The sequence below is a fragment of the Pseudorhizobium flavum genome (assembly GCF_044142885.1).
Lineage (GTDB): Bacteria > Pseudomonadota > Alphaproteobacteria > Rhizobiales > Rhizobiaceae > Neorhizobium > Neorhizobium flavum.
This window is the reverse complement of sequence record NZ_JBIOKZ010000002.1, coordinates 584,640-610,269: the sequence shown is the minus strand read 5'-3', so window position 1 is coordinate 610,269 and position 25,630 is coordinate 584,640. Positions and strand designations below refer to the sequence as shown.

At 61.3% G+C, this 25,630-nt stretch carries 27 protein-coding genes; 15 read left to right on the top strand and 12 right to left on the bottom strand.

What is annotated here, in order from left to right; genetic code table 11:
* From ACEPP2_RS06460 to ACEPP2_RS06440, 5 genes are read right to left on the bottom strand one after another with little or no spacing between them, the layout of a single operon-like run.
* Positions 1 to 696 carry an XdhC family protein gene (locus ACEPP2_RS06460; RefSeq protein ID WP_281978267.1) on the bottom strand — a complete coding sequence of 232 codons (696 nt, stop codon included), beginning with the start codon at positions 694 to 696 and terminating at the stop codon, positions 1 to 3.
* Complete coding sequence (locus tag ACEPP2_RS06455) at positions 696 to 1,022, bottom strand: XdhC family protein (protein WP_077546389.1); 327 nt, start codon at positions 1,020 to 1,022, stop codon at positions 696 to 698. The genes ACEPP2_RS06460 and ACEPP2_RS06455 overlap by 1 nt, the downstream gene beginning before the upstream one ends.
* Positions 1,019 to 2,278 (bottom strand): vWA domain-containing protein, encoded by a 1,260-nt coding sequence (locus ACEPP2_RS06450; protein WP_395516112.1) that lies wholly within the window; start codon positions 2,276 to 2,278, stop codon positions 1,019 to 1,021. Before ACEPP2_RS06450 ends, ACEPP2_RS06455 begins: the two co-directional genes overlap by 4 nt.
* 3 nt (positions 2,279 to 2,281) lie before the next feature.
* Entirely contained in the window at positions 2,282 to 3,211 is a 930-nt protein-coding gene (locus tag ACEPP2_RS06445; protein WP_395516111.1) for an AAA family ATPase, read from the bottom strand.
* A 21-nt stretch (positions 3,212 to 3,232) separates the two neighbouring features.
* A complete protein-coding gene (locus ACEPP2_RS06440) occupies positions 3,233 to 3,727 on the bottom strand; it encodes a flavin reductase (RefSeq protein WP_345742176.1) in 495 nt (164 codons plus the stop codon).
* Between the two features lie 165 nt (positions 3,728 to 3,892).
* On the opposite strand from ACEPP2_RS06440, the gene ACEPP2_RS06435 reads away from it, so the two are divergent.
* The 4 genes from ACEPP2_RS06435 (at position 3,893) to ACEPP2_RS06420 (ending at position 7,771) form a co-directional block, all read left to right on the top strand.
* Complete coding sequence (locus ACEPP2_RS06435; RefSeq protein WP_395516110.1) at positions 3,893 to 4,963, top strand: branched-chain amino acid ABC transporter substrate-binding protein; 1,071 nt, start codon at positions 3,893 to 3,895, stop codon at positions 4,961 to 4,963.
* Between the two features lie 53 nt (positions 4,964 to 5,016).
* Positions 5,017 to 5,691, top strand: a complete 675-nt coding sequence (gene rpe / locus ACEPP2_RS06430) for a ribulose-phosphate 3-epimerase (RefSeq protein WP_142587665.1) — start codon at positions 5,017 to 5,019, stop codon at positions 5,689 to 5,691.
* Positions 5,692 to 5,768: 77 nt separating this feature from the next.
* Positions 5,769 to 7,076, top strand: coding sequence for an adenylosuccinate lyase (gene purB / locus ACEPP2_RS06425; protein WP_142587666.1), 1,308 nt, complete (start codon positions 5,769 to 5,771; stop codon positions 7,074 to 7,076).
* 140 nt (positions 7,077 to 7,216) lie between these two features.
* Positions 7,217 to 7,771 (top strand): RBBP9/YdeN family alpha/beta hydrolase, encoded by a 555-nt coding sequence (locus ACEPP2_RS06420; RefSeq protein WP_077546874.1) that lies wholly within the window; start codon positions 7,217 to 7,219, stop codon positions 7,769 to 7,771.
* Positions 7,772 to 7,832: 61 nt separating this feature from the next.
* On the opposite strand, the gene ACEPP2_RS06415 is transcribed toward ACEPP2_RS06420, so the two are convergent.
* Entirely contained in the window at positions 7,833 to 8,141 is a 309-nt protein-coding gene (locus tag ACEPP2_RS06415) for a DUF1476 domain-containing protein (RefSeq protein WP_077546396.1), read from the bottom strand.
* Positions 8,142 to 8,487: 346 nt separating this feature from the next.
* On the opposite strand from ACEPP2_RS06415, the gene purC reads away from it, so the two are divergent.
* The 9 genes from purC (at position 8,488) to ACEPP2_RS06370 (ending at position 16,030) form a co-directional block, all read left to right on the top strand.
* Positions 8,488 to 9,252, top strand: a complete 765-nt coding sequence (gene purC / locus ACEPP2_RS06410; protein ID WP_052638461.1) for a phosphoribosylaminoimidazolesuccinocarboxamide synthase — start codon at positions 8,488 to 8,490, stop codon at positions 9,250 to 9,252.
* Positions 9,253 to 9,268: 16 nt separating this feature from the next.
* Positions 9,269 to 9,511: a phosphoribosylformylglycinamidine synthase subunit PurS gene (purS, locus tag ACEPP2_RS06405; protein WP_142587669.1), complete on the top strand. Its 243-nt coding sequence runs from the start codon at positions 9,269 to 9,271 to the stop codon at positions 9,509 to 9,511.
* Positions 9,512 to 9,669: 158 nt separating this feature from the next.
* A complete protein-coding gene (purQ, locus tag ACEPP2_RS06400; protein WP_395516109.1) occupies positions 9,670 to 10,341 on the top strand; it encodes a phosphoribosylformylglycinamidine synthase subunit PurQ in 672 nt (223 codons plus the stop codon).
* Positions 10,342 to 10,383: 42 nt separating this feature from the next.
* Complete coding sequence (locus ACEPP2_RS06395; RefSeq protein ID WP_395516108.1) at positions 10,384 to 10,782, top strand: hypothetical protein; 399 nt, start codon at positions 10,384 to 10,386, stop codon at positions 10,780 to 10,782.
* A 170-nt stretch (positions 10,783 to 10,952) separates the two neighbouring features.
* A complete protein-coding gene (locus ACEPP2_RS06390) occupies positions 10,953 to 11,558 on the top strand; it encodes an acyloxyacyl hydrolase (protein WP_395516107.1) in 606 nt (201 codons plus the stop codon).
* Between the two features lie 116 nt (positions 11,559 to 11,674).
* Complete coding sequence (gene purL, locus ACEPP2_RS06385; RefSeq protein ID WP_077546401.1) at positions 11,675 to 13,882, top strand: phosphoribosylformylglycinamidine synthase subunit PurL; 2,208 nt, start codon at positions 11,675 to 11,677, stop codon at positions 13,880 to 13,882.
* Positions 13,883 to 13,981: 99 nt separating this feature from the next.
* On the top strand, positions 13,982 to 14,215 hold the full coding sequence (locus ACEPP2_RS06380) for a BolA family protein (protein ID WP_077546402.1): 234 nt from the start codon (positions 13,982 to 13,984) through the stop codon (positions 14,213 to 14,215).
* 151 nt (positions 14,216 to 14,366) lie between these two features.
* Positions 14,367 to 14,702, top strand: a complete 336-nt coding sequence (gene grxD / locus ACEPP2_RS06375) for a Grx4 family monothiol glutaredoxin (RefSeq protein WP_077546403.1) — start codon at positions 14,367 to 14,369, stop codon at positions 14,700 to 14,702.
* A gap of 122 nt (positions 14,703 to 14,824) precedes the next feature.
* Positions 14,825 to 16,030 (top strand): multidrug effflux MFS transporter, encoded by a 1,206-nt coding sequence (locus ACEPP2_RS06370; RefSeq protein WP_077546875.1) that lies wholly within the window; start codon positions 14,825 to 14,827, stop codon positions 16,028 to 16,030.
* Positions 16,031 to 16,071: 41 nt separating this feature from the next.
* On the opposite strand, the gene ACEPP2_RS06365 is transcribed toward ACEPP2_RS06370, so the two are convergent.
* Positions 16,072 to 16,896, bottom strand: coding sequence for an inositol monophosphatase family protein (locus tag ACEPP2_RS06365; RefSeq protein ID WP_395516106.1), 825 nt, complete (start codon positions 16,894 to 16,896; stop codon positions 16,072 to 16,074).
* Between the two features lie 146 nt (positions 16,897 to 17,042).
* On the opposite strand from ACEPP2_RS06365, the gene ACEPP2_RS06360 reads away from it, so the two are divergent.
* Entirely contained in the window at positions 17,043 to 17,672 is a 630-nt protein-coding gene (locus tag ACEPP2_RS06360) for a thioesterase domain-containing protein (RefSeq protein WP_395516105.1), read from the top strand.
* A 3-nt stretch (positions 17,673 to 17,675) separates the two neighbouring features.
* Here the strand turns inward: ACEPP2_RS06360 and ACEPP2_RS06355 are convergent, their stop codons facing one another.
* The 5 genes from ACEPP2_RS06355 to recA all read right to left on the bottom strand — a co-directional run bounded on the left by ACEPP2_RS06355 (position 17,676) and on the right by recA (position 24,449).
* On the bottom strand, positions 17,676 to 18,257 hold the full coding sequence (locus tag ACEPP2_RS06355; protein ID WP_077546405.1) for a protein-S-isoprenylcysteine O-methyltransferase: 582 nt from the start codon (positions 18,255 to 18,257) through the stop codon (positions 17,676 to 17,678).
* Complete coding sequence (locus ACEPP2_RS06350) at positions 18,250 to 19,473, bottom strand: lipase (protein ID WP_395516104.1); 1,224 nt, start codon at positions 19,471 to 19,473, stop codon at positions 18,250 to 18,252. Before ACEPP2_RS06350 ends, ACEPP2_RS06355 begins: the two co-directional genes overlap by 8 nt.
* A 175-nt stretch (positions 19,474 to 19,648) precedes the next feature.
* Positions 19,649 to 20,518, bottom strand: coding sequence for a tRNA 2-thiocytidine(32) synthetase TtcA (ttcA, locus tag ACEPP2_RS06345; protein WP_395516103.1), 870 nt, complete (start codon positions 20,516 to 20,518; stop codon positions 19,649 to 19,651).
* A gap of 32 nt (positions 20,519 to 20,550) precedes the next feature.
* Positions 20,551 to 23,211 carry an alanine--tRNA ligase gene (gene alaS, locus ACEPP2_RS06340; protein ID WP_077546408.1) on the bottom strand — a complete coding sequence of 887 codons (2,661 nt, stop codon included), beginning with the start codon at positions 23,209 to 23,211 and terminating at the stop codon, positions 20,551 to 20,553.
* A 152-nt stretch (positions 23,212 to 23,363) separates the two neighbouring features.
* Positions 23,364 to 24,449: a recombinase RecA gene (gene recA, locus ACEPP2_RS06335; RefSeq protein ID WP_152340089.1), complete on the bottom strand. Its 1,086-nt coding sequence runs from the start codon at positions 24,447 to 24,449 to the stop codon at positions 23,364 to 23,366.
* A gap of 236 nt (positions 24,450 to 24,685) precedes the next feature.
* Here recA and ACEPP2_RS06330 point away from each other — a divergent pair, with 236 nt between their 5' ends.
* Positions 24,686 to 25,627 (top strand): carbohydrate kinase family protein, encoded by a 942-nt coding sequence (locus ACEPP2_RS06330; RefSeq protein ID WP_152340088.1) that lies wholly within the window; start codon positions 24,686 to 24,688, stop codon positions 25,625 to 25,627.
* The last annotated feature ends 3 nt before the right edge of the window (positions 25,628 to 25,630 follow it).

Here is a 25,630-nt window from a genome sequence, read left to right as displayed (position 1 = left end):
CTAGGCTCCGGGGACGAGGTTGCGCTGGCGGAAGGCCTGGACGATCTGCGCCAGGATGGCCACGGCTATCTCGGAGGGGTTTGCCGCGCCGATATCGATTCCGATCGGCGCAGCAATCCTTCCAATCTGTTCATCGGTCAGCCCCTGTCGCCGCAGCCGATCCACCCGCTGGGCGTGGGTCTTGCGACTCCCGAGCGCGCCAACGTAGAAACATTTGTGCGTCAACGCCTCCGCGAGCGGAAAATCGTCGATCTTGGGATCATGCGTCACCACCGCGACGGCGGTATAGGCATCGAGCGGCCGCGTCGCCAGAACGTCCTCCGGCCAATCCGCGACGAGGTCGACGCCGGCGAAACGCTCATCCGTTGCGAATGCCGTACGTGGATCGATGATCGTCACATCGTAACCGGCCACGGGCGCGATACGGCACAGGGTTTGGCTGATATGCACCGCCCCGATGACGACGATGCGCGGCGGTGGCAGGTAGACGTTGAGGAAGAGCTCCCTACCCGCAACGTCCACAATGCTGCTTCGGCCACTGCGAAAGGCAGCCGAGACCGCCTCTCCCAATGACCCGGCTACCGGCTGCCCCTCTAGGATGACCTGCTCACCCTGGCCATCGAGGTCGGTCACGAGGATGGCTGCCTCCCGGCCCCGTCGTGCGACATTCAGAGCATGAAGCGATTCGATTCGCATCAACCGAGCCTTTCGACATGGATCCGGATCGTTCCTCCGCAGGACAGACCAACGCGCCAGGCCGTCTCGTCGGCGACACCGAATTCCAGCATCTTCGGATGGCCGGTCGCGATGACCTCCTGCGCCTCGCCGATGACTGCGCCCTCCACGCATCCGCCGGAAACGGAGCCTTCGAAGTTGCCTTCACCGTCGACGATCAGGTGGCTTCCGGCGGGACGTGGTGCGGAGCCCCAGGTCTGGATGACCGTGGCGACGGCAACCGAACGACCTTCCGCATGCCATCGTTCGGCCGTGACGAGTGGATCAAGCGGTTGAAGGTCGCTCATGCTGTAGCTCCTGAAGACAGGAAACGGCGCGGATCGCCGCTTCTGGAAATATCCCCACTCAGCGCCTGCGCAAGATCGGCGACCGATTGGAGGTTATGGACAGGGCGCAACTCGTCGACATGAGGCAGGATCGCCCTCACCCCTCGCGCCCGTGCCTCGAACCCGTCGAAGCGGAGCAGCGGGTTGAGCCACACCAGCCGACGACATGACCGATGCAGGCGATCCGCCTCCCGTTCCAGTTCCTCTATGCCTTCCCGCTCCAGACCGTCGGTAATGAGCAGGACCACGGCTCCCTGGCCGAGCACGCGCCGCGACCAGAGCCGATTGAATTCCCCCAGCGTCGCCCCGATGCGTGTGCCTCCCGACCAGTCAGGAACCGCATCGGCGCACGCGTTGACGGCCTCGTCCGGATCGCGCCTGCGCAGATACCGCGTCACGTTCGTCAGCCTGGTGCCGAAGAGGAAGATGTGTACCCGCTGTCGCCGCTCCGAGAGAGCATGGAGAAAGTGCAGGAAGACCCGCGTGTACTGGCTCATGGAGCCCGATATGTCGGCTAACACGACCAGGGGTGGAGGCAACTTCCTGCGTCGGCGGTAGCGTGGCAGGATGAGTCCTCCGCCGCTGCGCATCGCGTAGCGCATGGTGGCGCGCGGATCGATGCGGCTGGCCGAGGCCGCGGGCTCGAACCGCCGTGTCGGGTATTCGCTGAACGGCGTCACGAGCCGGGCGATTTCGCGTCGCGCCATGGCAAGCTCGGCAGCCGACATCTGCGCGAAGTCCATCCGCTTCAGCATTTCGCGACTTGACGAGGTGAGCCGCGCATCGACATCGACCTCGGGGATTTCCTTACTTGCCTTTGAGTTGGTTGGAGACGGGGTCAGCGCATCGGCAACCCGGCTGCGACCGGGCTTCGGCTTGCCTTTCTCACGATTGTCGGCAGCCTTCGGCGACATGAGCGCGATCATCTTCCCGACCAGATCGCGCGAGCGCCAGAAGAGTTCGAAGGCCTCGTCAAACACCGGCTGGTCTTCGCGCCGTCGGACGAATACTGCAGATAATGCAGCGTGGAATTCGTCGCGAGAACCCAGGCCGATAGCCTCGATGGCATTGATCGCATCGGCGGCATCACCCGGTCCGGTCTTGAGCCCCGCCCGCCTCAGCACCCGCGAGAAATGGACGACATTGTCCGTCAGCTTTCCACTGCCGGAGCGCCGGCTTGCAGTGTAACCCTGATGCTGTTCTACCAACGCCTGCATGCTTCATCCCGCCGCGAGAAGCTCTGCCTTCACATCCGAGAGCAACCGTTTGCCCTCGTCTCCCTGGATGCGAGCGATGTCATCCTGGTACTTCAACAATGTGCCGAGGGTATCGGAGATCGTCTCGGGATCCAGCGCAAGCTTGTCCAGTTCCGTCAGTGCCGTTGCCCAGTCGATGGTCTCCGCGACACCCGGGTTCTTGAAGAGATCCAGGCTGCGCAGCCGCTGGACGTAGCCGACTAGCTGCCGCGACAGTGCATCCGCGCACCCCGCAACCTTGCGCCGAACGATTTCCAGCTCCCGTGCTGCGTCGGGATAGTCCACCCAGTGATAGAGGCAGCGGCGCTTGAGAGCATCGTGAATCTCGCGTGTCCGATTGGTGGTGATGATCACGATCGGCGGTTCGGCGGCCTTGATCGTGCCGAGCTCGGGAATCGTCACCTGGAAGTCCGACAGAACCTCCAGCAGGAACGCCTCGAACGCCTCGTCGGTCCGGTCGAGTTCGTCGATAAGGAAGACCGGTGCGGCCATGCCCGGCTGTCCGAGCGCCTGCAGTACAGGGCGCCGAATCAGGTGCTTTTCGGCAAAGATATCCGTTTCGAGCCGCTCGCGATCGCGGGCACCTGCCGCCTCCGACAGGCGTATCTCCAGCATCTGGGCGGGATAGTTCCACTCGTAGACGGCTGATGCAACGTCGAGACCCTCGTAGCATTGCAGGCGGATCAACGGCCGGTCCAGTGCCGCGGCAAGAGTCTTGGCAACTTCCGTCTTTCCGACGCCTGCTTCGCCTTCCAGGAAAAGGGGCCGCTTCATGCGCAAGGCGAGGAAAATGACCGTCGCAAGCCTCCGCTCCACAAGGTAGTCGTGAGCCTCGAGGAGGGCGATAGTTTCGTCGATCGAGGCTGGTAGGGGCGCTCTGCCGTCTTGCGTCATGTCTCCTCCTGAAGACACAGTCTAGAGCGTGCGGAAGCCCCGGTCCAGATAGATCAGCGCCGGATTGCGCGGGCCGAAATGCATGGCTAGGACCTCGCCGAACATGACGAAATGCGTCGAGGCTGGACGGATTTCGGTGACACGGCAGTCGAATGCAACAATCGCGTCCGAGAGCACCGGCGCCCCCGTCTCAAGGGTTTCCCATTCCCCCAAGGCGAAACGATCCACGACGGAGCCTCCGGCAAGCCCGGCGAATCCGGTTGCCAGTTGCTCGTGGTGCGCAGCCAGCGAATTGAGAGTGAATACGCCGCTTTCCGCAAAGATCTCGTTGCCCGGGTTGCTTGCGTTGAGGCAGACGAGGAGAGTCGGCGGATTGTCCGAGACAGAGCAGGCTGCCGTGACCGTCACCCCGCGCCTGACACCTTGATGTTCGGTCGTGACCACCTGGACGTGTCCAGCGTAGAGTGCCATCCCGTTCCGATAGGTCGCGGGATCAAGCTGCTGCTGTCGTGTCAAATGCTTCTCCGAAGACTGCGAGCGTTCAGCGTCCGCCCGATATGGCGTTCTCTTCCCGCCTTGTCTACGGCTATCCGCACCCCGGGTTGCGCCTGCATTCCGCAAATTGCTTTGATCCTCAGCCTCGGGCAGCTAAATGTCTTGGAAAGAAGGAATGGGAATAGCATGCGTATCCGCCTCACCAGCATGATTGCCGCCGCGGCATTTCTTGTGCCGTTTCTGGCCAAAGCGGAGACGATCGCGATCGTCGCACCGCAAACCGGGCCATATGCACTGCTCGGCGGCCAGATCCTTCAAGGTGCGCGCGCAGCTGCGGAAGCAGCCGGACATACGGCGCTGGCGCTGGACGAGCCTTGCGAGGCAGGCACGGACACGGATCTCGCGGCCCGGATGCGCGAGGCTGACGCGGTGGCAGCGGTCGGCTTCCTCTGCACCGAAACCTTATCCACGCTCATGCCCGCACTTGCCGAGGCCGGGATCCCCGCGCTGACTGTCGCTGTGCGATCCGACATCCTTATGGAAGATGCACTTAGGGAACAATGGCCGCTCTTTCGAATGGCGCCAGGCGAGGATGACGAGGCCCAGGCGATTTCGCAAGCGGTACTGGAGCGATGGAAGGCGGAGCCGGTTGCCATCATAGACGATGGCACGATCTACGGCCGGGAATTGGCCAGTGCCATCCGCGAAACAATTGAGCAGGGTGGCATCTCACCGGTTTTCGTCGACACCTACCGGCCGGGCCAGGAGCAGCAGGTTGCCCTTGTTCGCAGGCTTTCAAAGGCCGGAGCAACCCATCTTATTGTTGGCGGAGACAGGAACGACGTATCGGTGATAGCCCGCGACGCAGAGGTCGAAGGCATTCCACTGACGATCCTTGCCGGCGATACCATGCGCGCGGCGAACCGTCCGGTTCCGATGCGGGAAGGCGTCCTGACCGCCGCCCTGCCCGACTACTCCCAACTTCCCTCCGCCTCAGACGTCACGGCCTCGCTGCAGTCGGCGAACCTGGAGCCGGACGGCTATACGCTTCCTGCCTATGCGGCTGTGCAAATCGTGGCAGCAGCGCTGTCTGGGGAGCAGTCCCAGAGTCTCGCCGCACGGCTTGTCGACAGAGAATTCGGCACGGTGCTCGGACCCGTCGAATTCGATGCCGGTCAGCAACTTGTCCAGAATCCATTTCGGCTGCAGCAGTGGCAAAGCGGCCGTTTCGTCACGGTCTCCCCGCTGACGGAATGATTGTTCCTAAGCGGCGGCGGTGATACAGGGCCTCGGAACAGCTGGAGACACCCATGACCACCCTGCCCATCCGTATCGCCCCGTCCATCCTCGCCGCAGATTTCGCAAAGCTTGGACAGGAGGTGCGTGACGTCGTGGAGGCAGGCGCGGATTGGATCCACCTGGACGTCATGGATGGTCACTTCGTGCCGAACATTTCCTACGGTCCCGATGTCATCAAGGCCCTTCGTCCGCATACGAAGGCGTTCTTCGACTGTCACCTGATGATTACCCCGGCCGATCCGTTCCTCGAATCCTTCGCCAAGGCCGGCTGCGACGGCATTACCGTCCACGCCGAATCCGGTCCGCATTTGCACCGGTCGCTGCAGACGATACGGTCCCTCGGGAAGAAGGTAGGAGTTACACTCAACCCGGCCACGCCGCTATCCGTGCTGGAAAACGTCCTCGACGATATCGACCTCATCCTGATTATGAGCGTCAATCCAGGCTTTGGCGGACAGAAGTTCATTCCCGCCATGGTCCAGAAGACCCGGGCTGCCAAGGCCATGATCGGCCACCGGCCGATCGAGTTGCAGCTGGATGGTGGCATCACGCCGGACACGATCGGCGCAGTGGCGGTAGCCGGTGCCAATGTCTTCGTCGCGGGTTCTGCAGTCTTCCAGGGCAACAGCGTCGAGAGCTACCGGGAACGCATCGAGGCTCTGCGGACCGCCGCCCGCACGGTCTGACGCACCCGAGATTGAGCTTCAGGCCGGTTCTTGCTAAAGCGGCCCCACCCCCTACTGTCGATGGAAGGCCTCTGCCCATGATCCCCCGCTATTCCCGCCCCGACATGGTCGCGATCTGGTCGCCCGAGACGAAGTTCCGCATCTGGTTCGAGATCGAGGCGCATGCCTGCGATGCCCTGGCGGCGATCGGGGTCATCCCCAAGTCTGCTGCGGAAACCATCTGGGAGAAGGGTGGCGCCGCAACCTTCGACGTTGATCGGATCGACGAAATCGAGGCGGTGACGAAGCATGATGTTATCGCGTTCCTGACCCATCTGGCGGAATTCGTGGGGCCGGACAGCCGCTTCATCCACCAGGGAATGACATCTTCCGACGTGCTCGACACCTGCTTCAACATCCAGCTCGTCCGCGCCACTGACCTGCTGCTGGCGGGTATGGACAAGTTGCTCGAAGCGCTGAAGCGGCGCGCCTTTGAACACAAGGACACGGTGACCATAGGACGAAGCCACGGAATTCACGCCGAGCCCACCACCTTCGGCGTGAAGCTGGCCCAGGCATATGCCGAGTTCGACCGCAACAAGACCCGGCTGATGGCCGCGCGGGAGGAAATCGCAACCTGTGCGATCTCCGGCGCCGTCGGCACTTTCGCCAATATCGACCCGCGAGTTGAGGAACACGTAGCAGCGGCGATGGGACTGAAGGCGGAGCCGGTTTCCACCCAAGTTATCCCGCGCGACCGCCATGCCATGTATTTTTCGACGCTTGCAGTGATCGCCTCGTCGATCGAGCGTCTCTCCATCGAGATCCGCCACCTGCAGCGAACTGAGGTCCTGGAGGTCGAGGAGTATTTCTCGCCTGGCCAGAAGGGTTCCTCCGCCATGCCGCACAAGCGGAACCCGGTGCTGACGGAGAATCTGACGGGATTGGCGCGAATGGTCCGTTCCTATGCCATGCCAGCCATGGAGAACGTCGCACTCTGGCACGAGCGCGATATTTCGCACTCGTCGGTCGAGCGAATGATCGGCCCCGATGCCACGGTAACCTTGGACTTCGCGCTGGCACGCCTGACCAGCGTCATCGACAAGCTGTTGGTCTACCCGGACAACATGATCAACAATATGAACAAGTTCCGCGGACTAGTTCATTCACAGCGTGTGCTTCTGGCGCTGACGCAGGCCGGTGTGTCGCGTGAAGACGCCTATCGCCTGGTACAGCGCAACGCCATGAAGGTCTGGGAACAGGGCAAGGACTTCCTGGAGGAACTGCTGGCCGACGAAGAAGTCCGGGCGGCACTCTCAGAGGAAGATATCCGCGAGAAGTTCGATCTCGGCTATCACACCAAGCATGTCGACACCATTTTCCGCCGTGTGTTCGGAGAGGCGTAATCGCCGGCCACTACGGGCTATGAGAGACTGCCTGCGTATCCGTGTCAGCGTCCGGCATTGGCGCCTGGAGCGGCCGTATTGCGCCCCGTCAGGCTCTGGCCCTTGACTTCAGCGCTTCGGTTTCTCAAATCGGCGCCATCATGAAAGCATCAGAAGCCGAAATTCTCATCATCCCTGGTTACACCAATTCCGGGCCTGATCACTGGCAGAGCCGTTGGGAGACCAAGCTTTCCACCGCGCGCCGGGTTGAGCAGGCGGAATGGTCAAAGCCGGTACGCGAGGACTGGGTGGCGAAGGTTGCCGAAGAGGTCAACGCGGCCACGCTGCCAGTGGTCCTCGTCGCCCATTCTCTCGGCATCCCCTCGGCGGTCCACGCGATCCCACTGTTCAGGAAGCAGGTTGTCGGCGCCTTCTTCGTAGCGCCGCCCGAGGTAGACAATCCTGCCGTGCGTCCCCGGCACCTGATGAGCTTTGGCCCATATCCGCGCGATCCCTTACCCTTCCCGACGGTGACCATCGCCAGCCGCAACGACCCGTTCGGCTCTTACGAACACGCTGACGACATCGCTGCCGCTTGGGGATCGTTGCTGATCGACGCCGGAGAATCGGGACATATCAACGCGGAGAGCGGACATGGCCCATGGCCCGAAGGCACCATGGTCTTCGCCCAGTTCCTGTCTCGCCTGAAGGCCTGACCCGCATGAAAAAGCCGCGTCGGTGACCGACGCGGCTCGTGCAGATAGACTCGGGCTAAGCTTACTGCTTCACCTCGGCAACGGCGTCCTGAAGATAAGCGAACATCTTCTGGCGGATGTCTTCGTCGGAGATCGACACGCCGGCGGCATCGAAATCGGCGCGCAGCTTACGGAAGACGTCCTCTTCTCCAGCCTCCTGGAAATCCGCCTCGACGACCTCCTGTGCATAGGCGCCGGCATCGCGCCCCAGAAGTTCGGCGGCCCAGCGGCCAAGGAGCTTGTTCCGCCGCACCACGGCCTTGAACTTCTGCTCTTCGTCGAGCGCAAACTTGTTCTCGAATGCGCGCTCGCGGTCTTTCATATTGGTCATGAATTATCTCCCCGGTAGTCGGTTCTCGTAGGTCCATAAATCAAAAGCGTTCCCAAAGTGCAATGCGATTTGTCAAAGCGCATCCTGCCATGTCAGGCATCGAAATCATGCCGGATTCCTCGCTTAGGTATCGACGCGCCCAGATATGTTGGCTAGGCCATAGAGGCAGGGTTTCCTCAGCCCGGAAACACACCGCTTTGCCCGCTGGGAAGTCTACCCTGTCAACGGGCCATTACTCCCGAGCCACGAAGAAATCGCATCATTGTGATTCTCGATCTTTTCCGTTATGGGACCGCTCAACCACCTTTCACTGCGCCACGAGGCGCCAACAATGAGACAATAAGAAATGAACCGTCGCCGCCGTATATACGAAGGCAAGGCCAAGATTCTGTACGAGGGTCCCGAGCCCGGCACCCTGATCCAGTTCTTCAAGGACGACGCCACTGCCTTCAACAAGAAGAAGCACGACGTCATCGACGGCAAGGGCGTGCTGAACAACCGCATCTCGGAATACGTCTTCACCCATCTCAACAAGATCGGCATTCCGACGCACTTCATCCGCCGCCTCAACATGCGCGAGCAACTCATCAAGGAAGTGGAGATGATCCCGCTCGAGGTGGTGGTGCGCAATGTCGCCGCCGGCTCCCTTTCCACGCGCCTAGGAATCGAAGAGGGAACCGTCCTTCCGCGTTCGATCATCGAATTCTACTACAAGTCCGACGCGCTCAACGATCCCATGGTCTCGGAAGAGCACATCACCGCGTTCGGCTGGGCAAATCCGGCTGAACTCGACGATATCATGGCTCTGGCCATTCGCGTGAACGACTTCCTCAGCGGCCTTTTCCTCGGCGTTGGAATCCAGCTGGTCGACTTCAAGATCGAATGCGGCCGCCTCTACGAAGGCGACATGATGCGCATCATCCTGGCCGACGAAATCTCTCCCGACAGCTGCCGTCTGTGGGACATCGAGACCAAGGAGAAGATGGACAAGGATCGCTTCCGCCGCGACATGGGCGGGCTGGTTGAAGCCTATTCCGAAGTCGCGCGCCGCCTTGGCATCATCAACGAAAACGAACCGATCCGCGGCACCGGCCCGGTTCTCGTGAAGTAACGGACGGGGGACGACAGTGATCAAGGCACGGGTTACGGTTACGTTGAAGAACGGTGTACTCGATCCGCAGGGCAAGGCCATCGAGGGCGCGCTTTCCAGCCTCGGCTTTCAGGATGTCGGTCATGTCCGTCAAGGCAAGGTGTTTGACATCGAGCTCGAAGGCACCGATCGCGCCGCGGCTGAGGCGAACCTCAAGGATATGTGCGACAGGCTGCTGGCGAACACGGTGATCGAGAATTATACTATCGCTCTCGACTGACGGCTGAGGCGTCGGTTCGTGATACATTTGGCAGTGCTTGGCAGACGCGGTACAATGATCGCGATTGAGCTGGGCATTCCCGACCGCTACAAGACGGGGTCAAACAGTCTGGAGTGGCGTGAACTCCAGGAAACCCAATCGAGGTTCGAGCCGCACCCATGAAATCAGCTGTCGTCCAACTCCCCGGCCTCAACCGTGATCGGGACATGATCGATGCCCTGACCAAGATTTCCGGTCAGGCCCCTGTCACCGTATGGCAAACGGAGACGATCATTCCGGATGTCGACCTTATCGTGATCCCGGGGGGGTTCTCCTACGGCGATTACCTTCGTTGCGGAGCCATCGCTGCCCGCATGCCCGTCATGCAAGCCATTCGGGAAAAGGCGGAAAAAGGCGTCAAGGTCCTGGGAGTCTGCAACGGTTTTCAGATTCTCGTCGAAGCCGGCCTTCTTCCCGGCGCGCTGATGCGCAACACGTCACTGCGCTTCGTCTGCAAGGAAGTCCTTCTCGAGGTCGTAAACGCCGATACCGCCTTCACACGTGCCTATGAAGAGGGCCAGGTCATTCGCTGCCCGGTAGCGCATCACGATGGCAATTACTTCGTCGATGAAGCGACACTGGCGTCCATGCAGGACAACCGGCAGATCGTGTTCAGATACGCCGCCGGCACCAACCCAAACGGTTCGCTCAGCGATATCGCCGGTGTCATCAACACGGCAGGCAATGTTCTCGGCATGATGCCGCATCCGGAGAACCTGATCGAAGCGGCTCATGGCGGGCTTGATGGGCGGGGCATTTTCGCATCCGCGCTGGATGTGATCGCAGCCTGAGCACAGGTCAGACCGGGGTTCTCCCGACAACAAGGAAATCCGATGCATCTTCATCCTGCGGTCCGCCTTGTATCGCTGTCGGCAACCGTCGCACTCACCCTCACCTCCTGTCAGTCGGATCGTTCGCCGCCCTCTGCTCCGGATCGTGCCGCGCTACCGACAATGGAACGTGTCGCCGTCAATGCAAACCGGTGCTGGTTCAAGTCAGGCGATCCCATGTTCCAGCCCTATCGGCTCGCACCAGAGCTGAACTCCTTCTCCGGGCGACCTCGAATTCTTGCCGTTCCTCGTAACAGTCCCGAATCAAGGCCCGTGCTCGTGGTCCAAGCCGAGGGCAGCCCCGCTCGCCTCGATGCATTTGGGCCGCTTATGGACGGCGCGTCGGGAGATCGGATCAGACGAGACGTTCTCAAATGGGCAAGCGGGACGTCCGGCTGCTGAGCTTCGCCGTAGCCAAAATGTCACGTGCCGCCGTCGCCGAGTCGAGACCGTGCGATAAAAACGGATAGCTGTTGCACGAGCCCGCATCCCCAGCTTAAGGTCTCGCCGAATCTGTGGTGACAGTGTGGCGTGATCGTGACCGCGGTACTATTGGGAGCCCTTTGCTAGTGATGCACAAACTGTACGCCGTCTCGGCGGTTGTTGCCGTACTTTCGTCGACCGGTGCCTTCGCAGCAGACCTTTCAGCGTCGAAGGCACCCACTGTGGCGGCACCTGTCGTCGAGGATACCGGACGGATATTCAACGAAGCTCGCTTTGGCGTCCTAACCTCCGTCGACAGTTCCGACCTCAACGGGGAGGATGGCGCTTTCGTGACCGGCATGCTTCTCTTCGATCCGTGGAGCCACATGGAAGCGGCCGGATGGGACAGGCTTCTACGGCCGCGCATTCACGTGGGCGGCACAATCGCCACAGAGGGCGAAGCTAACCAGGTCTATGCAGGTTTTTCCTGGACGGCGAATGTTACCGACCGCTTCTTCCTGGAGCTCGGCTTCGGCGGTACGCTGCATGACGGTGATCTCGACATCGACGATGGTGGAGAGGGTCCCAAGCTCGGATGCCGCGCCTTGTTCCACGAGTATGTGGCTGCCGGCTTCAATGTCACCGACAGATGGAGTGTCATTGCGCATCTCGAGCATTCGTCCCATGCAAATCTATGTGATGGCCCCAACAACGGCCTCTCGCGCGGTGGCGTCATGGTCGGCTACAAGTTCTAGATTCAGCGTCATTTCGGTGGCGGCAAAAGCAGGGCGCGACGGGAAATTTCCTGTCGCGCCTTTTGGCTGCTTAGGCTAAAGAGACCGGCAGATGCCGCCCCTAGCCCGAGAAGACCATGAACATCCGTAACAGCATTGAGATCACGCCCGAACTCGTCGCCTCGCATGGGCTGAAACCGGATGAGTACCAGCGCATTCTCGACCTGATCGGGCGCGAACCGACCTTTACCGAGCTGGGCATTTTTTCGGCCATGTGGAACGAGCATTGTTCCTACAAGTCATCCAAGAAATGGCTACGCACCCTGCCCATAAAGGGGCCCCGTGTTATTCAGGGGCCGGGCGAGAATGCGGGCGTCGTCGACATCGATGATGGCGATTGCGTCGTCTTCAAGATGGAGAGCCACAACCACCCCTCCTACATCGAGCCCTACCAGGGAGCCGCGACCGGTGTTGGCGGCATTCTCCGCGACGTGTTCACCATGGGAGCACGACCAATCGCCGCGATGAACGCGCTGCGCTTCGGTGCCCCGGATCACCCGAAGACGAAACACCTCGTTTCGGGCGTCGTCGCCGGAGTGGGCGGATACGGCAACTCCTTCGGCGTCCCGACGGTCGGAGGGGAAGTGGAGTTCGATGAACGCTACAACGGGAACATCCTGGTCAACGCGTTCGCTGCCGGCCTGGCGAAATCCGATGCGATTTTCTACTCCAAGGCAGAAGGCGTCGGCTTGCCCGTCGTCTATCTCGGTGCAAAGACCGGTCGCGACGGCGTGGGTGGTGCCACCATGGCCTCTGCCGAATTCGACGAGTCGATCGAGGAAAAGCGGCCAACCGTCCAGGTCGGTGATCCCTTTACCGAAAAATGCCTGCTGGAGGCATGCCTCGAGTTGATGAAGACCGGTGCCGTCATCGCCATCCAGGACATGGGTGCGGCGGGATTGACCTGTTCGGCTGTCGAGATGGGCGCAAAGGGTGACCTGGGAATTGAACTCGATCTAGATAAGGTGCCGGTGCGCGAGGAGCGCATGAGCGCCTATGAAATGATGCTCTCGGAAAGCCAGGAGCGCATGCTCATGGTTCTCCGGCCCGAGAAGGAGGATGAGGCCAAGGCCATCTTCGTCAAGTGGGGCCTGGATTTTGCCATCGTCGGCAAGACGACCGACGACCTGCGCTTCCGCATCCTCCATCAGGGCGAGGAAGTCGCGAACCTGCCGATCAAGGAACTGGGCGACGAGGCACCGGAATATGACCGCCCATGGATTGCTGGCAATGGGAAGTCTCCCCTGCCCGCCAGCGAAGTCGCCGAGCCGCAGGATTACAACGTCGCACTGCTCAAGCTGGTCGGTTCACCCAACCAGGCAAGTCGCCGCTGGGTCTGGGAGCAGTATGATACCTTTATTCAGGGTAACTCTTTGCAACGCCCGGGTGGCGATGCAGGTGTCGTGAGGGTTGACGGACATCCCACCAAGGCGCTGGCTTTCTCGTCAGACGTGACGCCGCGCTACGTCGAAGCTGACCCTGTGGAAGGTGGAAAGCAGGCCGTTGCCGAGTGCTGGCGCAATATTTCGGCCACGGGTGCAGAACCGCTTGCCGCAACCGATAACCTGAACTTCGGCAACCCAGAGAAGCCGGAGATCATGGGACAACTCGTGGGCGCGATCCAGGGCATCGGCGAAGCATGTCGGGCCCTCGACTTCCCGATCGTGTCTGGCAATGTTTCGCTCTACAATGAGACAAACGGCATCGCCATCCTCCCGACCCCCACTATTGCCGGCGTCGGACTGCTACCCGACTGGTCGAAGATGGCACGCATCGGCGACATGAGAGACGGCGACGTGTTGATCATGATCGGAACGGACGGCAGCCATCTCGGGCAGTCGATCTACCTGCGTGACGTGCTGGGTTCAACGGAAGGTCCCGCTCCTTCGGTAGATCTCGACGCTGAACGTCGCAACGGCGATCTCGTACGTGGCCTCATACGCAACGGTCAGGTATCAGCCTGCCACGACATCTCCGACGGCGGCCTGCTCCTCGCGCTCGCGGAGATGGCGATGGCGGCGACGAAGGGCATGAACATCAGCTTGACGGATCAGCGCGGACCCGCGCATGCGCTTCTGTTCGGCGAAGACCAGGCCCGCTATGTCCTGGCGGTCCCTGCGGACCTCGCCAATTTCGTCGAGGCCAGCGCTGAAAGCGCCGGCGTTCCGTTCCGAAAGCTCGGCACGGCAGGAGGCGACCGATTGGTTGTCGACGACCTCGTGGATGTCAGCGTTCCTGACCTGGTCAATGCCAACGAAAGCTGGTTCCCCGGCTTCATGAACTGAACCCTCAGGACTCGCATCCTTTGACCGCCGCTGCCGTTTTTGGCACTCTCCCTTACAAGCTGCGACTCAGCGGAATGAGATAATGAGAAGGACCACATCATGCCCATGAACCCGGGAGACATCGAAGACATGATCAAGGCCGGGATTCCCGGAGCCAAGGTCACGATCCGGGATCTAGCGGGCGATGGTGACCACTACGCGGCCGAAGTCGTTGCCGAAGCTTTCCGCGGCAAGACCCGCGTCCAGCAGCACCAGATGGTCTACGATGCGCTCAAGGGACACATGGGCGGAACGCTACATGCGCTAGCGCTCCAGACCTCGGCGCCGGATTAGGAATGCGTCAGCGCCGGCCTTATCGGCGCGCCTCATCTATCAACCGTTTTGATTGTATCCATCGGTTCCCGGTGCTGGTAATTGCACCGATGCATGCTATTTAAGCACTAGACGATCCGGGCCTTGAACCCGGCAAGCTAAGGATATCGACATGAGTGGCATTAACGAATTCATCGACAACGAGGTGAAGACGAACGACGTCGTTCTCTTCATGAAGGGCACACCGCAGTTCCCGCAATGCGGTTTCTCCGGGCAGGTCGTGCAGATCCTCGATTACCTGGGTCTCGACTACAAGGGCGTCAACGTGCTGGCGGACCAGGAAATCCGCGAAGGCATCAAGCAGTATTCGAACTGGCCGACCATTCCGCAGCTTTACGTCAAGGGCGAGTTCGTCGGCGGCTGTGACATCGTTCGCGAGATGTTCCAGTCTGGTGAACTGCAGAGCCATCTCCAGGAAAATGGCATCACCACGCGCGGCGCCGCATAGCGTCATCTTCATTTCCCGTACTGGATCTATTGCAAAGGCGCCGTGCATGCGGCGCTTTCTCTTTCTATGGAATTTTCATTGTGACGATTAAACCCATTTCACCGACCGACCGCCTTGGCGGCATGGGCCGGGTCGAATTCATCGGCCTGATGGCCATGCTCATGGCGCTCAACGCGCTGGCGATCGACATCATGCTGCCCGGCTTGCAGCAGATCGGCGCCGCCCTCGGGGTCGAGAACGAGAACCACCGCCAATACGTTGTTTCCGCCTATCTGTTCGGCTTCGGCCTCGCGCAGCTTGCCTACGGACCGGTTTCGGATCGTTTCGGACGACGCAAGCCGATGCTGTTCGGCCTCGCGGTATATGTCATCTCGTCCCTGGCCGTGGTCGCGGTGCCATCCTTCGCTGGCCTGCTCGCCCTTCGCTTCATCCAGGGCATCGGCTCGGCCGCGATGCGCGTGATCACGATCTCGATCGTGCGTGATATCTATGGCGGACGGGCGATGGCCGAGGTCATGTCGCTGATCATGATGGTCTTCATGGTCGTTCCGGTCATCGCGCCCGGCACGGGGCAGATCATCCTTCTGTTTGGCGACTGGCACCTGATCTTCGTCTTCATGGCGTTGGTGGCCCTGGCGGTGGCGGGCTGGATGTATATTCGTCTGCCCGAAACACTGCATGAGGAGGATGTCCGACCCTTCACCGTCACGTCGGTTCTCGACGGTTTCCGCATCGTTCTCACCAATCGGGTCGCCCTCTGCTACACGATTGCGAGCATGTTCATCTTCGGCGCACTCTTCGGCTTCATCAACTCGGCCCAGCAGGTCTATGTCGGCATATACGGACTTGGCGTGTGGTTCTCCGCGGCCTTCGCAGCCGTCGCCGTCTTCATGGCCTTTTCATCCTTCGTCAACGCCCGGCTGGTCGGTCGGTTCGGCATGCGGGGCCTCTCCCATGCCTCGCTGCTCGGCTTTATCGGCATCACCTGCCTCTGGCTGCTGGTCCAGGTCTTCGGGCCGCAGCCCATGCCCTTCCCGCTCTTTCTCGCGTTCTTCGCTCTGGCAATGTTCCAGTTCGGCTGGATCGGCTCAAACTTCAATTCGCTTGCCATGGAGCCGCTGGGACATGTGGCGGGAACGGCATCGTCCGTTCTGGGCTTCATGGGCACGATCGGCGGCGGGGTGATCGGGGCAATGATCGGTCAGGCATTCGACGGTACGGCCCTGCCCATGGTCGCCGGATTTTTCGCCGTCTCCATAGTAGGCCTTGTCTTCGTACTGATCGCAGAAAAAGGGCGGCTGTTCCGGGCCCAGAACCCGCGCGTCTGATCGCGCGGGCATTCGTGGCGGAGTGGCGCGTAACCCCTCCGTTATACTCCAAGGATCTCCCGGCGCAGCATCTGCCAGCTGTCTTCGTCGGTCGCGACCAATAGACCGCCGTCGACATGATGCGGGAGATAAGCGGAACCGTCGAACCGAGCGACATGTCCGCCGGCTTCCTGTGCGATCAGGGTTCCTGCGAGATGATCCCAGGGCATCAACCTGTTATACATGGCAAAATGCACGTGTCCGCCGCTGAAGGTGCGATACTCGTGGGCAGCGCAACGGTAGCTCGCTACGAAGCGCACCTTCGCCAGGTTCCCGAGCACGCGTTCGCGCACCTCGCCGTAGAAATAGCCGGCGGATGCCATCCCCACCATGGTCTCGATAGGCGCAGGATCGGCCGCCGCAAGACGCGTTGCTTCTCCATCAGGACGCCGCAGGTAGGCACCCGAACCCTTCTCGGCAATCGCCCAGTCGTCGCCCATGGGGTCGTAGATGATTCCCGCCACTGTCTCACCCTTCCAGACCACCGATGCCATCACGCCGAAGGCCGGAATGCCGGAGGCAAAGTTGAACGTACCATCGATCGGATCGACGACAACCGCCAAGTCGGCGTCGGCCAGTTTGTGAAGAATGGTGGGATCGGCAGCGACCGATTCCTCTCCCACAAACAGGGCATCCGGAGCGAGTGAAGCTATGGCTCGGCGGAGATGCCTTTCCGCCGCCTCATCCGCCTCCGTCACGAGATCGGTGGGTTCGCTCTTCGCCCGGATGTCGCCGGCTCCCAGCTTGCGAAAGCGAGGACGTATTTCCTGGATCGCCGCGTCCTGCAATAGAGCGGCGAGTGCGCCAACATCGATAATGCTCGTCAACTGAATCTCCGCAGTGGATCTGATGGCAATCTCGGTCTGCGAGGCCAGTACTATCATCCCGCCGCAGAAGTACAGCGAGATCCCGTTCACGACACTGTTGTTTGCGGCCTGAATCAGGCATGATCGCGAAAAGGACACAATTGGGAGTGCGCCAGCTGATGTTATCCCGGCGATCGCTGATTTCCACGGCATCCGTCCTGCTGGCCTCCACTATCCTGCCCCCTGAGGCGACCGCAAAGAGGCGGCCCCAACCTCCTGCGGGTCAGGTTTATCTCTTCCGTGGACTGGCCGACATCTTCTCCACCGGCCTGAATACACTGGGAAAGCAGCTGGCTGCGGAAGGAATTGATGCACAGGTTCTATCGCTGCCCAATGCCGCGAGGTTCGCAAGAGAAATCGCGGACCGCTATCGCCAGTCGAAGCAGGCCCGGCCAATCATCCTGATCGGGCATTCTCTTGGCGCTGACGTAACGTTCTCGATCGCAACCGCGTTGCAGCCACTGAAGATCCCCGTCGGATTGATCATCAGCTTCGACCCTACAGGCAAAGGCCCCGTACCCAGTAACGTCCGCAAGACGATCAACTTCTACACCGGAGGCGGGAATATGTGGGCGCCGGTCATTCCTGCACCGGGGTTCAGGGGCGACCTCGCCAACATCAATGTCCGGCATGGAGAAGCGGCTGTGAAGGGCATCGGCCACTTTAACATCGAGAAGAGCCCGGAATTGCATGCGCGCGCCATCAAGGAGGTCAAGGCGGCTCTGCGGCGGCGCTGAGGCCTAGAAAACGCCCGGGACCAGTCTCTTGGTGCGTGCGCAATAGGCGTCGTATTCTAGGCCGAAAGTCTCTCGCATCATGGCCTCCTCGCGTGACTGGCGCACGGCATAAAGACCCAGTACTGCGGCTAGGCCTGCAAGGCCGGCGATCCAGTTTGGAATCAGGAAGGCCTGCGCCGTTCCCCACAGCAGAAATGATGCATACATCGGGTGGCGCACATGGGCGTAGACTCCCTGGGTCACCAACTGGTGCCCCTCCCTCACTTCAAGTGTCACCGACCAGTTCCTGCCGAGATCCTTGTGGCTGCGCCGAAAAAGCCAGAGAAACGCAGCACCGGAGGCCACGCCCAGAAGGATAGACAACAGGCCTTGCGAACGGTCAGCAACACCTGAAAACAGCCCCAGGCGCCAGAGGACCGGCAACAGCGCCAGTCCGAGCCCGCAGGCAAGCAGCAGCGTGATATCGAGCGCGGTCCGTTTGTCCACCGCCGTCCTCTGCCGCCGGGCGCGACGCATGGCCGGATAGCGCATGGCGCACCAGGCCAGCAGCATAAGCGCCCAGAGGATGAAGGAAAATTCAGTCATGGTGAACCTTTGTCCGGTTGTGCTCGGCCCAACGTTGCTCGCCATCGATTAGCGGCATCGATCCGGGCCGCGCTTCTTCGAGGCTTCTCGTGCCGCAACAGATCATGAAGAAATCATAGAAATACTGCCGGCTGTTGGCGGAAATGAACTGGTAGTGCACCCGAAAGAAGTTGCGCTTGATCCGCCTGTAAATGCCAGGTTCCAGCATTTCGCGAAACCGCACCTGATACTGCTGCGGAAATGCTTCCCTTCGATCGTGGGTCAGCCCTGCCAGTGCATAGGGATCGCACTTGTAGAAGTTGATGATGTCGGTAAGCGCCTGGAATTCGATCCAGCGGATCTGCATTCGCGTTGCGAGTGCCGCCATACGCGCACGGGCACGGTTGGCCGCGGGGTGAAGCGCAACCTTCAGCGATGTCGAACCGACCGTAAGGACCTTGAAGTTTACCGCGCGGCCCTCAGTTTCAAGCCGCTCCCCGACCAGTTCCGCAAGATCGAGGATCATGGCCCCGCCAGTGGAATGCCCCACCAGCAGCACCTCATCAAAATTCGCGTCGGCGATGCGATCCTTTATCAAATCCCCCCAAGCGGAAAGCCGTGCATCCATGTCGGCCCGTCGACAGTGGAGATGTTCCCGGCTGAATGACCAAAGGTCCATGAGGTGGAAGACGAAGTACCGCCGCCCCAGGTAACCGCCGACGACGACGGTCAGCCCGATCCCTGCAACAAGCGGCAGGATCAGGCCGCCGGGAGGATCTACGAGCGAAACAAGCCGAAAGCCCAGGGACCCGATCCACAAGAAGGCCAACAAGGCCGCGAACGGATAGAGAAAGTAGAGCGCGAACCGCCAGTTCGTCTGGAAGAAGCGGATCATGGTTCCGCTCGCCACATAGTCGAAAAAGGCCGCCAGATAGGCAAGAAGGCGCAAGTGAAAGGGCCTCGCCCCATCGCGTCGGACAATGTCGTCATAGCTGAGGAAGGTGATGTCGGATCTGCAGGAGCCGTCTGGGCCTTCATAGAGGACCTGTGCCGTCGCCGATGAGTGACACTCAGCATGACCAAGGACCTTCATCGATGTCGTGACCGCCCAGCATCGCGAAAAACAGTCAATCTCCCGCCCGATTCGGCGCAAGAAGCCCTCACAGTCGTTCCGCTCGTAACCGCCGATCAGGAACACTGCACGTCGCGCTACCGCCGGACGACCGGGCTCATGCATTCGAACTCCCCCATTCGCGCAAATCAGAACCAGCGACCTGGCCAGCAGCGCCTTTGGCTGCAATTTGCAGGATGGTGTCCATGCAGTCCAGCATTAGGCGCAACCAGCCTGTTCTCGGGGACGATTTCCTGTGTCTAAAACCAAAGGTGCGGGCCCGAGGGATGTCTGTTCGGCCTCAGTCTGATCCGCCGGCATTCAGTCCGGCAAAATCGAACAGCTTGGTATCGAGGAGATGGGACGGATTGACATGAGCGAGTGCCCGCAGCATCGCATCCTTGCGACCAGGCATTCGAGCTTCGATATCCGCAAGCATCGCCTTCATCGCATTGCGCTGCAGGCCATCCTGGGAGCCGCAGAGGTCGCAGGGGATAATGGGAAACTCCATTGCCTGGGCGAAGCGTGCCAGATCGTCCTCGGCGCAATAGGCAAGCGGGCGCAGCACCAGCAGATCGCCCTCGTCGTTGAGCAGCTTCGCCGGCATCCCGGCGAGCCGGCCGCCATGGAAGAAATTCATGAAGAAGGTTTCGAGGATGTCTTCCCGATGATGGCCAAGCACCAGCGCGTCGCATCCCTCTTCGCGGGCAATGCGGTAGAGGTTACCGCGCCGGAGTCGAGAACAGAGCGAGCAGTAGGTTGCTCCCTCGGGTACCTTCTCCGTCACCACGGAATAGGTGTCGCGGTACTCGATCCGATGAGGCACCCCGATTGAACCCAGGTAGTCCGGCAGCACGTGCTTGGGAAAGTTCGGCTGTCCTTGGTCAAGATTGCAGGCGATGAGTTCTACCGGCAACAGGCCGCGCCACTTCAGGTCCATGAGAATGGCCAGGAGCGAATACGAATCCTTCCCGCCCGACAGGCCAATCAGCCAGCGCTTCTGGCCTTTCAGCATCTGGAAATCTTGAAGCGCCTGGCGCACCTGCCGGAGCAGGCGCTTTCTCAGCTTGTTGAAGCCGACAGACTGCGGCGCTCCGGAAAAGAGCGAAGGGCCCTGCCCCTCGCCTTCAAAATCGATTGCATCGACTGCCGCTGGACCGTTCAGTCCCATCTCGTCTCCAGGCCCTTTTGCTAGGTGTGGCGTCAGGCTCCGAGCGCGCCGGCTACGGCCTCGACGGCCTCCTTGGCGTTCGAGCCGTCGGGACCGCCTGCCTGTGCCATGTCCGGGCGTCCACCGCCGCCCTTGCCGCCGAGCGCCGCCGAGGCGATACGAACCAATTCGACTGCGCTGAAGCGGTCAGTCAGATCCTCCGTCACGGCGACCACGGCACTTGCCTTGCCATCCGCCGACACGCCCACGAGCGTAACCACGCCGGAACCGAGGCTTGCCTTGCCCTCATCCGCCAATCCCTTCAGATCCCGGGCATCGATCCCCTCAAGAACCTTGCCGAGATACTTCGTTCCGGCGACCTCGCGAACCTCGCTGGCGCCGCCACCCTGGCTTCCGCCCATGGCAAGGCGCCGCTTCGTCTCGGCCAGTTCCCGCTCGAGCTTCCGCCGCTCTTCCACCAGCGCTTCCACGCGCGAGACAACCTCGCCCGGCTGCACCTTCAGCGCCGAGGCAAGCGTCTTCACCCGCTCGTCCTGTTCCGCCAGATAGGCAAGGGCCGCCGCACCCGTGACGGCCTCGACGCGGCGAACGCCGGCCCCTACGGCGCTCTCTCCCAAGATCCGCACCAACCCGATATCGCCGGTCGCATTTACATGGGTGCCGCCGCATAATTCGATCGAATAGGGCTTGCCCGACTTTTCGCCGGCGATCGCCGTCCCCATAGAAACGACGCGAACCTCGTCACCATATTTTTCCCCGAACAGCGCCATGGCGCCCTCTGCAATGGCATCATCGACACTCATCAGCCGTGTAGAGACCGGAGCGTTCTGGATCACGATCGCATTGGCCATCTCCTCGACCCTTCGGAGTTCCTCAACCGACATCGGCTTCGGATGCGAAATGTCGAAGCGCAACCGCTCCGGTGCCACAAGCGATCCCTTCTGTGCGACATGCGAACCAAGCACTTCCCGAAGCGCCTCGTGAAGCAGATGGGTGGCGGAGTGATTGGACCGCAGTTGCGACCGCCGGCCATGGTCGACAGCGAGCATCACCGCTTCGCCGGCCTTCAGGGTGCCGGAGACGACCTGGGCGCTGTGGACGAAGAGCCCCTCACCCTTTTTCTGGGTGTCGGTCACCTCAAGCCGCGCGTGGTCGGTGGTGATAACGCCGGTGTCGCCCATCTGGCCGCCGGACTCCCCATAGAAGGGCGTCTGGTTCACCACAACCTGCACGGCCTCACCAGCCGTGACGGCTTCGACGCTCGCTCCGTCGCGCACCAGCGCCTGCACCACGCCTTCGGCAGTCTCGGTGTCATAGCCGAGGAACTCGGTAGCGCCGTGCTTCTCCTTGAGCTCGAACCAGATCGTCTCGGTGGCCTTGTCGCCGGAACCCGCCCAACTGGCGCGAGCCTCCGCCTTCTGACGCTGCATCGCGTCGTTAAATCCGGTCAGATCGACGCCGATCCCGCGGGCCCGGAGCGCATCCTGGGTCAGGTCGAGCGGGAAGCCGTAGGTGTCGTAAAGCTTGAAGGCGGTTTCGCCGTCGATGCTGTCACCCTTCTTGAGGTCAGCCGTCGCATCCGAAAGCAGCGTCAGGCCGCGATCGAGCGTCTTGCGGAACCGGGTTTCCTCGAGCTTCAAAGTCTCGGAGGTCAGCGCCTCGGCGCGAACGAGCTCCGGATAGGCGCGGCCCATCTCCTGAACCAGCGTCGGCAACAGGCGGTACATCAGGGGCTCACGTGCACCGAGCAGTTGCATGTGGCGCATGGCACGGCGCATGATGCGACGCAGTACGTAGCCACGGCCCTCATTCGACGGCAGTACCCCGTCGGCAATCAGGAAGGCAGACGACCGAAGGTGGTCTGCGATGACCCGGAAGCTTGCCGCCTGGTCACCCTCGGCCTTAGCGCCGATAACATCCTCCGTGGCGGAAATCAGGTTCCGGAAGAGGTCCGTCTCGAATACGCTTCCGACGCCCTGCAGCACGCAGGCCATGCGCTCCAGCCCCATGCCGGTATCGATCGACGGCTTGGGCAGCGGCGTCCGTTCGCCCGGCGCCGTCTGGTCGAACTGCATGAAGACGAGGTTCCAGAACTCGAGGAAGCGGTCGCCATCCTCTTCCGGCGAGCCGGGCGGGCCGCCCCAGACATGCTCGCCCTGGTCGATGAAGATCTCGGAACAGGGGCCGCAGGGACCGGTATCGCCCATCTGCCAGAAATTGTCCGAAGTCGGGATGCGAATGATCTTGTCGTCGGAGAAGCCAGCGATCTTCTTCCAGAGGGTCGCAGCCTCTTCATCCTCCGAGTAGACCGTGACCAGCAAGCGGTGTTTCGGGAGGTCGAAGCCTTCCGTAACCAGCTTCCAGGCTAGCTCGATCGCGCGCTCCTTGAAGTAGTCGCCGAAGGAGAAGTTGCCAAGCATCTCGAAGAAGGTCAGGTGGCGGGCGGTATAGCCGACATTGTCCAGATCGTTGTGCTTGCCGCCGGCGCGGACGCATTTCTGCGAGGTGGTGGCCGTCGAGTATGGGCGGCTTTCCAGGCCGGTGAAGACGTTCTTGAACTGCACCATGCCGGCATTGGTGAACATCAACGTCGGGTCGTTGCGCGGCACCAGCGGGCTGGACGACACGACCTCGTGGCCGTTCTTCTTGAAATAGTCGAGGAAGGTCGACCGGATGTCATTCACGCCGCTCATGCTACGCCCTTTGTTCCGCCGGATGCGGATCCGTCATTTGAAAACCAGTGGCTTTTATCGCCCGCACCGGAGACTGTCCAGCCGAACGCAGAACCGGCCGCGCATCTTTGCAGACACGCAGCCGGTGAAATGAGAAGGTTGACCTGGGGGAACTACAGGTCCTCTCCGTCGCCCTCCTGGGCGTCCGGGCCGCCATTCTCCAGGAAGCGGTCGGCGATCAGCCCGGCGTTCTGGCGAAGTGCCAGCTCGATCTCACGGGCAAGCTCCGGATTGTCCTTGAGGAAGGTCTTGGCATTCTCACGCCCCTGCCCCAGTCGCTGGCTGTTGTATGAGAACCAGGCGCCGGACTTTTCGACGATGCCGGCCTTGACGCCCAGGTCTATCAACTCGCCGGTCTTGGAAACACCCTCGCCGTACATGATGTCGAACTCGACCTGCTTGAAGGGAGGCGCCATCTTGTTCTTGACGACCTTCACGCGCGTCTGGTTGCCGACCACTTCCTCACGCTCCTTGACGGAACCGATCCGGCGGATGTCGAGGCGGACGGAGGCATAGAACTTCAGCGCATTGCCGCCCGTAGTGGTTTCCGGCGAACCGAACATGACGCCGATCTTCATGCGGATCTGGTTGATGAAGATGACCATGCAGTTGGAGCGCGAGATCGAGGCGGTCAGCTTGCGCAGCGCCTGGCTCATCAATCGAGCCTGCAGGCCGGGCAGGCTGTCTCCCATCTCGCCTTCGATTTCGGCCCTTGGCGTCAATGCGGCAACCGAGTCCACCACCAGCACGTCGATCGCACCGGACCGAACCAGAGTATCGGTGATTTCAAGTGCCTGCTCGCCGGTATCAGGCTGGGAGATCAGCAGGTTCTCAAGGTCTACGCCGAGCTTGCGGGCATAGATCGGATCAAGAGCGTGCTCGGCATCCACGAATGCGCAGATGCCACCCTTCTTCTGAGCCTCGGCTATCGTCTGCAACGCAAGCGTCGTCTTGCCCGAGCTTTCCGGACCATAGATTTCGACGATGCGGCCTTTGGGCAGTCCACCAATGCCGAGCGCGATGTCGAGGCTGAGGGAGCCAGTGGAAACCGTCTCGGTCTCCACCACATTCTCCTTCGCGCCAAGCTTCATGATCGATCCCTTGCCGAAGGATCGTTCGATCTGCGACAGTGCCGCGTCCAGCGCCTTGCTCTTATCCACTGTTTTGTCCTCTACAAGCCGCAAAGAATTTTGTGCCATCTGATCCACCTTTAGGTTATTGACGCCGCGCAGGCAACGAAGCAGCTGATGTCGACCATGTACACGTTTTGTTCTCATAGCGCAAGGGCCTGCCATGTGATTGGCGTCTGGACGTTTTTCGAAGTTCGTTCGCCTCCTGTTCCCCCTGCTGCAGACGGGATGTATTCCCGGTTGCTCGGACGGGCCGAGGCCTGCATCCCTCGAATCGTTCGCAGCATTGTTCGGGGCCTTCGGCCATGACGAAACGGATCCTGGTTCTCGGGGGCGCGCACCTCGATCGCCGCGGCCGCATCGCCGCCGAGACAGTGGCTGGTGCCAGCAACCCGGGGACGTGGCGGGAGGACGTGGGCGGCGGCGCGTTCAACGTCGCGCGCAATCTTGCACGGCTTGGGCACGCCGTGGAACTCATCGCCCCGCGCGGTGGCGATGCAGCGGGTCAGCGGGTTTCCGAGGAGGCATCGTTGGCGGGTATCGACGACCGGCCCTTTGTCTTCCTCGATCGCGCCACCCCCAGCTATACCGCGATCCTCGAGCAGGACGGCAATCTCGTCATCGCGCTTGCGGACATGGAGCTCTATCGGCTCTTCACGCCGCGGCGGCTTCGTGCAAGGTCGGTCCGGGAGGCGATGGCACGCGCCGATCTCATCGTCTGCGACGCCAATCTGCCCGCTGAGACGCTGTCTGCCCTCGGTGCCGAAGCGAGCGCAAGGGGAATAGCTTTGGCGGGCATTGCGATCTCACCAGCGAAGGTGATCCGCTTCCGAAAGGTTCTTCCCGACATTGCGTGGCTGTTCATGAATTCGGCGGAGGCTGCGGCGCTTGCCGGCGCGGCAGCCTCTCCGGATCAGTTGGCAGACCTTCTCCGTCCCCTTGGGCTTTCCGGTGGGGTGGTCACGAAGGGTGGCGAGGACATTGCCGCCTTCGACAGCCAGACCAGTTTGATGATCAAGCCACCCCCTGCAAGCCCGGTCGTGGATGTAACCGGCGCTGGGGACGCGCTCGCCGCAGGTGTGCTCGATACGCTTCTTGCCGGCGAGAGCTTGCCACCAGCCCTTGTTCGTGGGATCGCAGCCTCGCACATTGCCTTGGCCTCACCCTATGCCGCCCCTCCGGAACTCGACCGCAGCCTTCTGGAGCGTAAGGCCGCAGAGATAGCAGCATCAACCGCATACTCCTGAGAT